Source organism: Mesorhizobium sp. M5C.F.Cr.IN.023.01.1.1 (genome assembly GCF_003997585.1).
In the GTDB taxonomy this organism is placed as follows: domain Bacteria; phylum Pseudomonadota; class Alphaproteobacteria; order Rhizobiales; family Rhizobiaceae; genus Mesorhizobium; species Mesorhizobium wenxiniae.
Window position 1 is genome coordinate 16,073 of sequence record NZ_RZSU01000085.1, and the last position, 12,475, is coordinate 28,547.

A 12,475-nucleotide genomic window follows, 5' to 3' on the forward strand; every position below is an offset into this window, starting at 1 on the left:
CTACAACTCGATCCGGAACCGCAGGCTTTCCGCGCCGCCATAGGCGGCGTCCTCAAAAAACCGGCCGACGAGCTTGCCGCCATTGGCTAGGATCACCTTGTGCGACGCCGGATTGCCCGGCTTGGCGGTGATCTCCACGAAAGGCAGGCCGAGCGCCCTCGCTTCGCCGAGCATCAGCCGCAGTGCCTCTGTCGCATAGCCGCGCCGCCGCTTCCACGGCACCACCGCATAGCCGATGTGGCCGAGCACATGCGGCGGCAGCTCCGCGGTGCCGTGCTGCCAGCGAAAGCCGATCGAGCCGGCGACTTCGCCGTCCCAGATCCAGCGCCGGAATCCCGGTAGGCGTGGCACTTTCGTCCCATCGGGCAAGGTGATCGGACCACCCTTGGCATCGGGGTCGTCGAGATCGGCGAGGAACGACGCTGGATCCTTTTCGATGGCCGCAAGCTGCTCGCGCGTCGCCTCCATCAGCCGCACATTGTCCGGCGACCAGCCGCGCTCCAGGGCGGCCTTGTAGGACGGTAGATGTTCAAGCGCCGGTTTGACGAGTTCGACCATGATGTACAACCTTGGAACCTTCGCCTGTGCGCTTATGGGTTTGGACAGAGATCAATAGGATTCGGAAGTTGATCTTCAGGGGCGGCTTTCTAAAATCAAGTATCATCGATTATGGGTCTACCACTGGAAGTGAACACAATGGCCGGCAACACGTCCGAGAAGTCAGCGAAGGCCGCCGCCGAGCGGGTCGCTACGAAGGCGACCAAACCGCGTAAGGCGGCACCGCAGCCGCAGTCCACCAAGGCCGCGAAGCCGACCCTCCTCGCAGGCGGCAATCCCCAGATCGCGAAGGCCGAAGGCGACGCCCCGGTGCGGGCCTACATCGCGGCCATGCCGGGCTGGAAAAGCGACCTTGGGCGCCGCCTCGACGCAATCATCGTGCGCACCGTCCCCGGCGTGCACAAGGCAGTCAAATGGAACTCGCCATTTTACGGCATCGAAGGCCAGGGCTGGTTCCTGTCGTTCCATGTCTTCACCCGCTACGTCAAAGTGACCTTCTTCCGAGGCACGTCACTGCGTCCTCTTCCTCCCGGCAAGTCCAAGCACAAGGAAGTGCGCTATCTCGACGTTTATGAGGACCAGCTCGACGAAGCTCAGTTTGCCGCTTGGGTGAAGCAAGCCAGCCAATTGCCCGGCGAACGAATGTGAGATGCGAATTACCCAAGGGCGTCCGCAAGCACCTCATTCAAGCGGGCGAACGCGGCGGACTCGTCTGGCGCATGGGCCGGATTAATTTCTGTGATAGTCAGGCCGCGCCATTGCGGCAGGGCGGTCAACTGCTTTAGCGCGAAGGCGGCGTCCTCCAGTTTGAGACCGTCGCAACGGCGCACATTCTCAGCAATCGGAAAATCGACAAAGGAGAGTGCATCGACATCGAAGTGAATAAGCACACAGTCAAAGCGGGCCGCCCAGTCGGCCGCGCGCGCCGTCGCCGCCTCGATATCACTCAAAGCTTCCTCACGCGATATAACTTTAATCGCGTTATCTCTGATCACCGCGGCTTCGGGCGGAGTGATGTTCTCGACGCCGAAATAGAGAAGTTGTTGAGGCACAAGCATCGGAAGGGTTGGGCCGAGCCTAGCGAGCGAAGGCTCGCATCCGGGAATATCGAGCAGATGAGCGACACCAGTCCAGTCCAAGGCGCCGTCGCTCGTATCAGGTGTGTTGAGATCGGCGTCGAAATCCATGTAGACGAGCCCGATCCGTGCACCGGCCGCGTTCGCTCCGGCGACCGTTCCCAGCTCCACAGTACAATCGCCGCCTAAAACAAGCACGTCTTCCTGCGCTGCGATCGCCGTCGCCACGTGGCTTGCGACCAAGTCACAGGCGTGGCGCACGGCTTCCAGGTTCATAGCCTGCGGCTGCGAGGGATCCGGTCGCCATCGGAACGATGCAACATCGCCATGATCCCTGATCGTTCTGTCTCGGCTGGCGAGCGCCTCTGCGAGCCCATGCCGCCGAAAGGCCGCGGGGGCTTGTTCCTGCCCCGGCGAATAGGCGCCGGCGCTGGTGGCGGCGCCGATAATGTTCAAGAAACGCGCCGACAAATCGAAGCTCCAATTTCGTATGATCCTCGTTGCAAAACGGGTCTGGAGGGACGAAGGTTCCTCCTCGACGTTGAGAGTTTGTCGCCGGCATTGGCACGAGGCCAATAGGCCAGGCGTTCGCGCCGGAACGGCAAACGGCTCGCCGCATCGATGCCGTCGTGAGACGCCGGACGCGCACAAGCCATTGGGACCCCAGTACAATCATGACCAAAGCGACGACAGCCATGAAGACGAGCGGATCGAAGGAAGGAGAAGGAGGAGTCACTCCCTCTCAGCTGATAGATGCGAGAATCAACGAGCTGAGGGATTGGCGGGGCGAGATGCTCGCTCGGGTCCGAACCCTCATCCAGCAGGCAGATCCCGATGTGATCGAGGAGTGGAAGTGGAGAGGGGTTCCGGTGTGGGAGCACGCCGGAATTATCTGCACCGGTGAGACGTACAAGAATGTCGTGAAGATGACCTTCGCGAAGGGCGCCTCGCTGGAGGACCCTTCAAGCCTCTTCAACTCCAGCCTCGAAGGCAACACCAGGCGCGCCATCGATTTCCACGAGGGCGACAAGATCGACGAAGAGGCGTTGAAGGCGCTCATTCGCGCCGCCGTGGCACTGAACATGTCGGTGCGAGCTACCGCCCGCTCTCAGAAGAAACCGAAGAGCGCTTGAGGATCATCTACCCAGGCTGGCTCCTCGTGGTTGCCTTTTTCGAGGCCTTGTGAGCATAGCTGCAGCGGGAAATCCTACTGCAACAGCCCCTTGACGATGCCGCTCGCCTTGGAGAAATCCATCTGGCCGGCGTATTTCTCCTTGAGTACGGTCATCACCTTGCCCATGTCCTTGACGCCGCTGGCGCCGGTCTCGGCGATGGCGGCGCGGATCGCCGTTTCGGTCTCGGCCTGGCCCAGTTGCGTCGGCAGGAAATCGCGGATGATAGCCATCTCGTCGCGCTCCTGCGCGGCAAGCTCCGGCCGCTTGCCGTCGTCGAACGCCTTGGCCGACTCCTCGCGCTGCTTCACCATCTTGGCCAGGATCTGCAGGATCTCGTCGTCGCTGGCCGGCTCCTTGCCGGCGCCGCGGTTGGCGATGTCGCGATCGTGAATGGCCGCCTGGATCAGCCGCAAGGTCGGCAGCCGACGCTTGTCCTGCGCCTTCATCGCACTCTTCAGGGATTCGGCGATTTTGCCGCGCATGATGCTTTCTCCTTCCAATGCGACGGACAATAGCCGCGCCGAAACCCCATGGCAAATTCGGCGCCGCCCGGCAAACCGCTGATATTGTTCGACGAAATAAATCCAGGGCTCGTACGGCGTGGCATCATTGACCGCCTTGGCGCCTTCCCCTATGTACTGAGCCTTGCATGAACTGAATTATTGTTGCGCGCGCTGGGTGCGAAATCGCCGCTGCGCGCGGTTTGCTGCGCAGAGTGGTCCGTCGGACCGATCGAAGGGCGCAGCCCTTTAGGAGTGTCGCCATGGCAACGACCGCCCCCTGGGCCACTGAGAAGCCGACGGCCTTGCTGGTGCTGGCCGACGGCACCGTCATCGAGGGCCGCGGCCTTGGCGCCACCGGCTCCGCCGTCGCCGAAGTCTGCTTCAACACCGCGCTGACAGGCTATCAGGAAATCCTCACCGACCCGTCCTACGCTGGCCAGATCGTCACCTTCACCTTTCCGCATATCGGCAATATCGGCACCAATGACGAGGACATCGAGGATCTCAACCCGATCGCGCGCGCCGGCGCCGTCGGCGCCGTGTTCAAGGCCGACGTCACCGATCCGTCCAGCTATCGCGCCGCAACTGGTCTCGACCAATGGCTGAAGAAACGTGGCATCGTAGCCCTTTCGGGCATCGACACGCGCGCGCTGACCGCGCTGATCCGTGAAAAAGGCATGCCCAACGCCGTCATCGCGCACGCGCCCGACGGCATCTTCGACATTGACAATCTGAAGCGCCGCGCCGCCGCCTGGTCCGGCCTGATCGGGCTGGACCTGGCCAAGGACGTCACTTCCGGCCAGTCCTCGGTCTGGCGCGAGACGCCCTGGGTCTGGGACGAGGGCTTTGGCGAACAGATCGATCCGTCCATGCATGTCGTCGCCATCGACTATGGCGTCAAGCGCAACATATTGCGCCTGCTTGCTGGTCTCGGCGCCAAGGTCACCGTGGTACCGGCCAACACCGGCGCCGAGGAGATCCTCGCCATGCGGCCCGACGGCATCTTTCTCTCCAATGGTCCCGGCGACCCGGAAGCCACCGGCGACTATGCCGTTCCGGTCATCCAGGACCTGCTGAAGACCGACATCCCGGTCTTCGGCATCTGCCTCGGCCATCAGATGCTGGCACTGGCGCTGGGCGGCAAGACCGCAAAGATGCATCAGGGCCATCACGGCGCCAACCATCCGGTCAAGGATCACACCACCGGCAAGGTCGAGATCGTCTCGATGAACCACGGCTTTGCCGTCGATGCCGACTCGTTGCCGAGCGGCGTCGAAGAGACCCATGTCTCGCTGTTCGACGGCTCGAATTGCGGCATCGCTCTGACCGGCAGGCCGGTCTTCTCGGTCCAGCATCATCCCGAAGCCTCACCCGGCCCGCAGGATTCGCATTATCTGTTCCGCCGCTTCGTCAATCTCATCCGCGAAAAGCGCGGCGAGCCGGCGCTGGCGGAGCGCGCCTGATTCAGGTTCGCACCGTCGCCGTCGTGGCGTCCTTCACCGCGGCCGTTCTTTCGACCCTGAGCACGAACGCGATCAGCGACAGAGCGAGAAAGATACCGCCGAGCACAAAGGGCGCGCCGCCGAACGTCACGGGCGCGCTCGGCCCGGTGAACCAGGCGAAGATTCCTGTATAAAGCAACGGCGTGATAATGCTGGTGATCGAAAACACGCTCGTCACCGCACCTTGCAATTCGCCTTGCGCGGAGGGCGGCACCTTGGCCGCCGCCAGACTCCGCAGCGGCGGGTCGGCCAGCGCCTCGAGGCAGGTCGCCACGATCACCGCATAGATCATCCAGCCCTTCCATGCCGCGGCATAGCCGAAGGCGGCGAGCGCGGTAAAAGCAAGACCGATGGCGGCGGTCCGCCATTCGCCGAGCCGTGGGATGACGCGCGGCAAGACAAACCCATCACCAATGCCCCGCCAAGACCGAAGACGCCGAGCGAGAAGCCGATCTGCTGTTCGCTCCAGCCATAGCGGTAACTGCCGACGAACGACCACACGGCAGGGTACATCATGTGGCCGAGCGTCATCAGGAAGAACACCAGCCCGATCCAGCCGATCCCCTTATAGTTGCGCATCTGCTTGAGGGCGCCGAGAGGATTGGCGCGGCGCCATTCGAAGCGGCGCCGGTGATGCTGCTCCAGCGTTTCCGGCAGGAAGAACCAGGCGACGATGAAGTTGATGAGCGCAAGCACCGCTGCGCCCCAGAACGGCACGCGCGGCCCGAATTCGCCAAGCAACCCGCCCAGCACCGGGCCGATGATGAAACCGACACCGAAGGCGATGCCAAGCAGGCCGAAATTCTTCGCCCTATTCTCGTCGGTGCTGACATCGGCGATGAAGGCGGAGGCGGTCGAGTAGCTGGCGCCGCTGATGCCGGCCAACACCCTGCCGATGAACAGGACGGAATACGACCAGGCGACCGCGCAGATCAGATTGTCGATGGCGAAGGTCAGCACCGAAGCCAGCAGGATCGGACGACGCCCGAAGCGGTCGCTGAGATTGCCGACCAGCGGCGCGAACAGGAACTGCATGGCCGCATAGACGAAGAACAGCCAGCCGCCCTCGATCGCCGCTTCGCTGACACCAACGCCGGTCAGTTCCTGCAGATAGGCCGGCAGCACCGGCATGATGATTCCGATGCCGGTGATGTCGAGCAGCAGCGTGGTGAATACAAGCGCAAGGCCCCGCCTGGCGGTTCTGGCTTCGATCATGACGGTATCGACTCCTGGAGCCGCCTCGGAGCGAAGGCGGAAGAGCTCGTTATAGGCGAGTCAGCCGCACAGAACAATAAGGGAACACGCCAGGAATTTTTATCCCGACATCAACGGTCGACATGGATGCGGCCATTTCTCGCCGCCTGCGCTTGGACGGTCATTCCAAGTTCGAACACCTCAGATTGGAGTGTTGAACGTATCGCAGTCCGACAGCTTACCGCTCCTGTAGCCACGCGCCAGCCAGGTCTGCCGCTGCTGCGAGGTGCCGTGGTTGAAGCTTTCCGGCACGACATAACCCTGCATCCTCTTCTGCAGCGTGTCGTCGCCGATCTGCTGGGCAGCGTTCAGCGCCTCTTCCATGTCGCCCTGTTCCAGAATACCTTTCTGCCCGGTGAAATGCGCCCAGACGCCGGCGAAGCAATCGGCCTGAAGTTCGACCTGCACCGACATGTGGTTGGCCTCGGCCTCGCCCATTTGCTGCCGCATCTGGTTGAACTTGGGCAGGATGCCGGTGAGGTTCTGCACATGATGGCCGACCTCATGCGCGATCACATAGGCTTGGGCGAAATCGCCCGAGGCGCCGAATTGCTGGTCGAGCTGCTGGAAGAAAGTGGTATCGAGATAGACCTTGCGGTCGCCGGGACAGTAGAACGGTCCGGCCGCAGACGAGGCGGAGCCGCAGGCCGAGCGGATCTGGCCGCTGAACAGCACCAGCTTCGGATCCTCATAGGTCAGGCCCTCGGCCTGGAAAATGCCGGTCCAGGTGTCCTCGGTCTCGGCCAGCACCGTCGAGACGAACTGCTTCATCTCGTCGGAGGCCGGCGCACCGGTGCCGCCGCTGTTGTCGGTGATCTGGCCGCCGCCGCCCGGCGCTAAGCCGCCACCGCCGCCGGCCAGGATCTGCAGCGGATCGATGCCGAAGGCCTTCAGCCCGAAATAGAGGACCACGAGAATGATGATGGTCGACAGCGACATTCCGCCGCCGGAGCGGCCGCCGACCGGGATGCGGAACCGGCCGGGCCCACCGCGCGGCAGGTTGAACCCGCCGCCCTGGCCGCGTTGGTCTTCGACATTGTCACTTTGACGACGACCCTTCCAGAGCATGGCACTCCCCGCGATGCACGTATCGGTACTTGGCCGATCTCATGGCCCGATCCGACCCAACAAACAATTATCTCAATGGTTGCGCCAAGTCACAGTATTTTTCGCATCAAGGGCCGCCGGCTCTGGGGCCAGTCGGTGCACGACACCCGCGGATGAGAGCCCTGCCGACGGCTTTTTGGTCTTGGACTTAGCGGTTGCGCTCAGATCTTCTGCTTGGTACCCGCGCTCTTGCCGTCCGAGCTTTTCGAACGCTCGTCGAAGCGAGCCGCGCCCTTTTTGAGCGGGCGGCCGGTTTCCGCTTCCGTCTTGCGCTCGTCCTTCGCCGCAGCTTGCTTCAGTCCCTCGGCCCCTTGCTTGCCCTTCGCTGTCGGTGCCTGTTCAACGCCCATGATATCCTCCTCGGTCTCGCGCCAATCGCTTGGCACGACCTCAAACGCAGCGGCAACGCGGCGGTTCCGGAAAAGGCGGTGGGCGGCAGACTTAGCGTGTCGCCATCATTGCCTTGCGAAATGCTTCAAGCTTCTCGGCGCTGCTGCGTCAGCCAGAGGCGATCTGGACTGACGCGACAAATCGGCAGTCTGCGCTATCTTGATGCCATGACCGATCTCGCCGATGTGCGCCGCTTTTATGCTCGGCTGATGGCCGCCCAAGCAGGTTCCGCCGATCCGCGTCTCGAAGCAGTTTTCGCCGGAGTGCCGCGCGAAGCTTTTCTCGGCCCGGGACCGTGGAAGGTTGTCGCCAATGGCGGCGCGATCGAAACGCCGAGCGCCGATCCGGTGCACATCTACCAGAATGTGCTGGTGGCGCTCGATGCCGACAAGGGCATCAACAATGGCGAGCCGTTCCTGCACGCCATGTGGATCGGCAAGGTGGCGCCGGAACCCGCCGAGGCAGTCATCCATGTCGGCGCCGGAACCGGCTATTACACCGCTCTGCTGGCACGGCTGGTTTCACCTGGCGCCGTCACCGCCTTCGAACTGGACGCCGACCTTGCCAGCCGCGCGGCGTCCAACCTCGAATCGTATGAAAACGTCAACGTCATCCATGGCGATGCGGTAACATCTCGCCTGCCGCCGTCCGACATCATCTATGTCAATGCCGGCATCGTGGCACCGCCGGCCGAGTGGCTGAAGGCACTGAAGCCCGGCGGCCGCATGGTCTTTCCGTGGCGTCCGGCCGAGCGCGTCGGCCTCGCGGTGATGGTGACCCGCACCGAACAGGGTTTTGCCTGCGATCCCTTTATGCGGTCATGGTTCATCCCTTGCACCGGCGCCTCGGCGGTAGCCCCCGCGGCGAAGGTCCTCGACCGCGACAAGGCGGCACGAAGCCGTTCGATCTGGCTGACGGCCGACAAGGCGCCGGACCGCACCGCAACCGCCATCATCGGCGACGTCTGGTTCTCGTCGCACGACGTTGGCGGCAGGCGGTCGCCTTGACGTCGCCGAGGCGAGACATTCCGTGCTTGCCGATCGTCGCTGGCTAACGCGCCAGAAATTTTCCGGTCCCTGTCGGACCGGTGTCTGCTCGCCCGTCCTTTGGCCGAAATCCGGCCCGAGGGCACGGATGATGAAAAAGGGAGCGTTCCAATGAGGAAGATCATCACCGCAACATTCGTCAGCCTCGACGGCGTCATGCAGGCACCAGGCGGACCGGAGGAAGACCCGGTCGGCGGCTTCGAGTTCGGCGGCTGGACGGTTCACTACTGGGATGACGTGATGGGCGCCGCCATGGGCGAGACGTTTTCGAAATCGTTCGCGCTGCTTCTCGGCCGCAAGACCTATGACATTTTCGCCGCGCATTGGCCGTATCAGAGCGGTCCGATTGCTGACAGCTTCAACGCCGTCACCAAATATGTGGCGACGCACAGGCCCGACACGCTGTCGTGGCAAAACAGCCGGTCGCTCGGCAGCGATGTCGTGGCGGCTCTGCGCCAGCTCAAGCAGGAGGAAGGCCCGGACCTGCTCATCCAGGGATCGAGCGAGCTGATCCAGATCTTGCTCGCCAACGACCTGATCGACGAGATCAGCCTGCTGATCTTCCCGCTGGTGCTGGGCAAGGGCAAGCGGCTGTTCGGCGACGGCGCGATGCCCGCCGCCTTCAAGCTCACCCGCTCGCAGACGTCGAGCACCGGTGTCATCATGGCGACCTATGAGCGCGCCGGCGAGATCAAGACCGGGTCTTTCGTGCCGGAACAGCCTTCCGAGGCCGAGCTCGAACGGCGTAAGAACTGGAAGTAAGCATGCTGGGGATCAGCCCCGACAGGCGGCCCTCACGCCGCCTGTTGCCGCCGCGCCAAGGCCTCCCGGATGTGAACCGCAAACTCCCGCGCGGCGGGCTCGACGCCATGCTTCGGCAGATGCAGGTTTATCGAGAAATTCGGCAAGGCCGGCAGCTCCGGATCGGCGGACAGGATGTCGAGGTCTGCAGGCACGGTCGACGCCAGCCAGGTGGTGACGGCCAGGTCCGAGCGCACCGTCGCCGTCGTCGCGTCGAGATTGCCGTTCTCGAACACGGTCCGCCATTCCAGCCCATGCTCGCCGAGCGCCGCCAGCACCGCCGGGCGGAAGGCGCAGGTTTCGGCCACCATCGAAACCGGCAAAGGCCGTTTGTGGTGAGCGATGCCGCCTTTGGAGCCGACCCAGACCAGCCGGTCGATGGCGAGACATTCGCCGGCGGACGGGCCCACCGGTTCCTCGATCACGGCAAGGTCTATCGTACCAGCCGCCAATGCCGCCGCAAGTTCCGGCGACGAGGCGCAGACCAGCGAAATCTCAACCTGCGGATAGGTTTCGGCATAGGTCTTCAGCATCGGCGCAAGCATGGTGCCAACCAGATCATACGGCACGCCGAGCCGCACCTCACCCGCGACCGCGCTGGTCGCCATCTCGGCCCATATCTCGTCATTCAGGGAGAGCAGGCGCTTGCCCTTGCCGAACAGTCGCTCACCGGAACGGGTCAGCCTCAGGCCGCGCCGGTCGCGCTCGAACAGGCTGCAGCCGAAAACCTCCTCCAGACGCTTGATCTGCTGGCTGACGGCGCCTTGCGTCAAATGCAGCGCGTTGGCCGCCGCCGTCATGCTGGCCTTGTCGGCGACGGTGACGAAAGTCCGGACCAAAGCCGTGTCTAGATTGCGGATCATGGGCTGCATTATATTCTCTAATGCTAGGCATAGCAAAGATTGCCTTTACTGAGGCATGCCCATGCTTAGCATGCTGGTTCCCAACAGAGGAAACAGCATGTTTGAGACCATCCTTCCGCTCGTCCTTTTTGCGCTGGTCTCGACCTCCACGCCCGGCGTGGCCACGACCTTGTCGACTGCGTCCGGGGCACAGTTCGGCTTTCGCCGCTCAGTTCCGCTGATGGCCGGCAGTGCGGCCGGCCTTGGCACGGTGGCCGCGGCCGGTGCGGCCGGGCTCGCCGGTCTGCTCACGGCCGCTCCGTCCCTGCAGCTGGCGATGAAGATAGCCGGATCGCTCTATCTGATCTGGCTCGCCTTCAAGATCGGCCGCAGCGGCCCACCCAATCTGGACATGACCATGACCAGGCCGAACAGCTTTTTCGGTGGCGCCGGTCTGCAATGGATGAATCCCAAGGGCTGGGCCATGGGGCTGGGCGCTGCGGCGTCGTTTGCAGCACTCGCCGACGGACCGCTGCAGCTTGCCGTTTTGCTCGGCATGGTCTTTGGCTTGGCGGCCGCGCTGTCGCTGTCGGCGTGGTGCATGGCGGGCACGCTGCTTGCCCGGCTGCTCAGAACCGAGCGGCAGTGGCGCGCGCTCAACATCGCGCTCGGCCTGCTGCTCGCCGCCTCGATCATTCCGATGTGGCGGCCGGCGTAGACGCCAACCGCCACGCCTTGGTTCAAGCCGCGTAGCGCGCAGCCGGTTTGTCAGCGTGCAGGCTGCCGTAAAAGGCTTGCCGGGCGCCGAGAAAAATGTCGAGTTTGGCCGCATCGGCAAGCGCCGGCGCGGTGACGGCTTCGCCCCTGGCCAGACCAACAAGTGCGGCGTCGACCAGATCGTCGGCCGTCATGATGATCTCCTTCGGAAGGCTATCGATATCGCTTCCGGCAACCTCCCAGAAATCGGTCCGGGTAGCGCCCGGCAGCACGACCTGCGCCTTCACCTCGGTGCCGGCGACTTCACGCTGCAAGGCCTCGGTGAAGTTGACGACGTAAGCCTTGGTGCCGCTGTAGATGCCGCCGAAGGAGGTATCGAAGGCGAGCACCGAGGCGATGTTGACGATGGCGCCGCGTTTGCGCGCGATCAGGCCCGGCAGCACGGCGCGTGTCAAACGTGTCAGCGCAACGACATTGACCTTGATCATGCGCTCGGCGACGTCAGCGTCGGCTGTCGCCACCACTTGCGCCCCACCGAGGCCGGCGTTGTTGACCAGCAGCGTGACGCTCTCGTCGGCTGATATGGCCTGCTCGATGCGGCGCAGATCGTTGTCGTCGGCGAGGTCGGCACTGATCACGCTGACCTTGCGGCTATAGGCATAGCGCAGCTTCTCCGCCAGTTCATCGAGTCGGTCGGCGCGCCGCGCCACCAGCACCAGATCATAGCCCTGACCCGCCAGCCGGTCTGCATAAACCGCGCCGATACCCGACGAAGCGCCGGTGACCACCGCCGTGCCTTTGTTGCTTTGTCCACTCATTGTCCTGTTCCTTCTCGACCGATTTGCTTCGCTTCAACCTAGGCGCCGGTGACATAGGCAATCGCCACTCGCCTCGCCGGCAAGCCATCTGATCTCATTTCATGGTATATGCCACCATTCGCGAAGTAGGCATATGCCATTAACTTGTCAATGATGGAACCGAAGATTATTTGTGGGGCGGCGGCTGGACATCATCTCGCCCCGTCAAGGAAACACGATGCCGAAAGCCACCCTCCCCGGCCTGACCCTTTGCAGCAACGCCATGCTGCGCCGCGCAACGCGCAAGCTCGGCCAGTTCTATGACGATGTGCTGGCCCCCTCGGGTCTGAAGGCCACGCAGCAGGGCCTGCTCTACCAGATCCATATCGGCGACGAGCCGGCCATGGGCGCCATTGCCGCGGCCCTCGTCATGGACCTGTCGGCGCTCGGCCACACGTTGAAGCCTCTGATCCGCGACGGTTATGTCGAGACCTTCACTGATCCGGACGACCGCCGCATCAAGCGCGTGCGGCTGACGCCGCAAGGCTTGATCAAGCTCGATGAAGCGATGAAGCTGTGGCGCGTCGCCCAGCAGCGTTTCGAGGACATAGTCGGCAAGGAGCAGGCGGCAAGGCTGCGCGCGGCGCTGAATGACATCGCCGCGCTGGATTTTGGTATACCGCCGGCTGCTCCTTGCCGACTATGTC

General features: G+C 63.4%; 14 protein-coding genes and 1 pseudogene. 7 read left to right on the forward strand and 8 right to left on the reverse strand.

The window, feature by feature from the left end; all coding sequences use genetic code 11:
* The gene (locus EOA78_RS26520) at positions 1–558 is read right to left on the reverse strand and encodes a GNAT family N-acetyltransferase (RefSeq protein ID WP_127317698.1); all 558 of its coding nucleotides are present in this window, start codon (positions 556–558) and stop codon (positions 1–3) included.
* Between the two features lie 138 nt (positions 559–696).
* Here EOA78_RS26520 and EOA78_RS26525 point away from each other — a divergent pair, with 138 nt between their 5' ends.
* Entirely contained in the window at positions 697–1,206 is a 510-nt protein-coding gene (locus EOA78_RS26525) for a DUF1801 domain-containing protein (protein ID WP_127317700.1), read from the forward strand.
* A gap of 8 nt (positions 1,207–1,214) precedes the next feature.
* On the opposite strand, the gene EOA78_RS26530 is transcribed toward EOA78_RS26525, so the two are convergent.
* The gene (locus tag EOA78_RS26530; RefSeq protein WP_164783953.1) at positions 1,215–2,090 is read right to left on the reverse strand and encodes an arginase family protein; all 876 of its coding nucleotides are present in this window, start codon (positions 2,088–2,090) and stop codon (positions 1,215–1,217) included.
* 218 nt (positions 2,091–2,308) lie between these two features.
* Here EOA78_RS26530 and EOA78_RS26535 point away from each other — a divergent pair, with 218 nt between their 5' ends.
* Complete coding sequence (locus EOA78_RS26535; RefSeq protein ID WP_127317704.1) at positions 2,309–2,767, forward strand: DUF1801 domain-containing protein; 459 nt, start codon at positions 2,309–2,311, stop codon at positions 2,765–2,767.
* 74 nt (positions 2,768–2,841) lie between these two features.
* Here EOA78_RS26535 and EOA78_RS26540 read toward each other — a convergent pair whose 3' ends face one another.
* Positions 2,842–3,291, reverse strand: coding sequence for a GatB/YqeY domain-containing protein (locus EOA78_RS26540; RefSeq protein ID WP_127317706.1), 450 nt, complete (start codon positions 3,289–3,291; stop codon positions 2,842–2,844).
* A 281-nt stretch (positions 3,292–3,572) separates the two neighbouring features.
* On the opposite strand from EOA78_RS26540, the gene carA reads away from it, so the two are divergent.
* Positions 3,573–4,775, forward strand: a complete 1,203-nt coding sequence (gene carA / locus EOA78_RS26545) for a glutamine-hydrolyzing carbamoyl-phosphate synthase small subunit (RefSeq protein ID WP_127317708.1) — start codon at positions 3,573–3,575, stop codon at positions 4,773–4,775.
* Position 4,776: 1 nt separating this feature from the next.
* On the opposite strand, the pseudogene EOA78_RS26550 reads toward carA, so the two are convergent.
* The 3 genes and pseudogenes from EOA78_RS26550 to EOA78_RS26560 form a co-directional block, all read right to left on the reverse strand.
* A pseudogene (locus EOA78_RS26550) lies at positions 4,777–6,029 on the reverse strand (TCR/Tet family MFS transporter).
* A gap of 180 nt (positions 6,030–6,209) precedes the next feature.
* Positions 6,210–7,136 (reverse strand): neutral zinc metallopeptidase, encoded by a 927-nt coding sequence (locus EOA78_RS26555; RefSeq protein ID WP_029350136.1) that lies wholly within the window; start codon positions 7,134–7,136, stop codon positions 6,210–6,212.
* A 200-nt stretch (positions 7,137–7,336) separates the two neighbouring features.
* Positions 7,337–7,525 (reverse strand): hypothetical protein, encoded by a 189-nt coding sequence (locus tag EOA78_RS26560; protein ID WP_127317710.1) that lies wholly within the window; start codon positions 7,523–7,525, stop codon positions 7,337–7,339.
* A gap of 207 nt (positions 7,526–7,732) precedes the next feature.
* Here EOA78_RS26560 and EOA78_RS26565 point away from each other — a divergent pair, with 207 nt between their 5' ends.
* Positions 7,733–8,572: an rRNA adenine N-6-methyltransferase family protein gene (locus tag EOA78_RS26565; RefSeq protein WP_127317712.1), complete on the forward strand. Its 840-nt coding sequence runs from the start codon at positions 7,733–7,735 to the stop codon at positions 8,570–8,572.
* A 150-nt stretch (positions 8,573–8,722) separates the two neighbouring features.
* A complete protein-coding gene (locus EOA78_RS26570; RefSeq protein ID WP_127317714.1) occupies positions 8,723–9,373 on the forward strand; it encodes a dihydrofolate reductase family protein in 651 nt (216 codons plus the stop codon).
* A gap of 32 nt (positions 9,374–9,405) precedes the next feature.
* On the opposite strand, the gene EOA78_RS26575 is transcribed toward EOA78_RS26570, so the two are convergent.
* Complete coding sequence (locus tag EOA78_RS26575) at positions 9,406–10,275, reverse strand: LysR substrate-binding domain-containing protein (protein WP_127317722.1); 870 nt, start codon at positions 10,273–10,275, stop codon at positions 9,406–9,408.
* 97 nt (positions 10,276–10,372) lie between these two features.
* On the opposite strand from EOA78_RS26575, the gene EOA78_RS26580 reads away from it, so the two are divergent.
* Positions 10,373–10,972: a LysE family translocator gene (locus EOA78_RS26580; RefSeq protein WP_127317716.1), complete on the forward strand. Its 600-nt coding sequence runs from the start codon at positions 10,373–10,375 to the stop codon at positions 10,970–10,972.
* A 22-nt stretch (positions 10,973–10,994) separates the two neighbouring features.
* Here EOA78_RS26580 and EOA78_RS26585 read toward each other — a convergent pair whose 3' ends face one another.
* On the reverse strand, positions 10,995–11,789 hold the full coding sequence (locus EOA78_RS26585; protein ID WP_127317718.1) for an SDR family oxidoreductase: 795 nt from the start codon (positions 11,787–11,789) through the stop codon (positions 10,995–10,997).
* 217 nt (positions 11,790–12,006) lie between these two features.
* Here EOA78_RS26585 and EOA78_RS26590 point away from each other — a divergent pair.
* Positions 12,007–12,475 (forward strand): MarR family winged helix-turn-helix transcriptional regulator (locus EOA78_RS26590; protein ID WP_164783954.1); only part of this gene is annotated, 469 nt, incomplete at its 3' end.

Excerpts from the sequence above, each read along its gene's own strand:
- EOA78_RS26520 (WP_127317698.1), bottom strand. The coding sequence starts at position 558 with ATGGTCGAACTCGTCAAACCGGCGCTTGAACATCTACCGTCCTACAAG.
- EOA78_RS26525 (WP_127317700.1), top strand. The coding sequence starts at position 697 with ATGGCCGGCAACACGTCCGAGAAGTCAGCGAAGGCCGCCGCCGAGCGG.
- EOA78_RS26535 (WP_127317704.1), top strand. The coding sequence starts at position 2,309 with ATGACCAAAGCGACGACAGCCATGAAGACGAGCGGATCGAAGGAAGGA.
- EOA78_RS26540 (WP_127317706.1), bottom strand. The coding sequence starts at position 3,291 with ATGCGCGGCAAAATCGCCGAATCCCTGAAGAGTGCGATGAAGGCGCAG.
- carA (WP_127317708.1), top strand. The coding sequence starts at position 3,573 with ATGGCAACGACCGCCCCCTGGGCCACTGAGAAGCCGACGGCCTTGCTG.
- EOA78_RS26555 (WP_029350136.1), bottom strand. The coding sequence starts at position 7,136 with ATGCTCTGGAAGGGTCGTCGTCAAAGTGACAATGTCGAAGACCAACGC.
- EOA78_RS26560 (WP_127317710.1), bottom strand. The coding sequence starts at position 7,525 with ATGGGCGTTGAACAGGCACCGACAGCGAAGGGCAAGCAAGGGGCCGAG.
- EOA78_RS26565 (WP_127317712.1), top strand. The coding sequence starts at position 7,733 with ATGACCGATCTCGCCGATGTGCGCCGCTTTTATGCTCGGCTGATGGCC.
- EOA78_RS26570 (WP_127317714.1), top strand. The coding sequence starts at position 8,723 with ATGAGGAAGATCATCACCGCAACATTCGTCAGCCTCGACGGCGTCATG.
- EOA78_RS26575 (WP_127317722.1), bottom strand. The coding sequence starts at position 10,275 with ATGATCCGCAATCTAGACACGGCTTTGGTCCGGACTTTCGTCACCGTC.
- EOA78_RS26580 (WP_127317716.1), top strand. The coding sequence starts at position 10,373 with ATGTTTGAGACCATCCTTCCGCTCGTCCTTTTTGCGCTGGTCTCGACC.
- EOA78_RS26585 (WP_127317718.1), bottom strand. The coding sequence starts at position 11,789 with ATGAGTGGACAAAGCAACAAAGGCACGGCGGTGGTCACCGGCGCTTCG.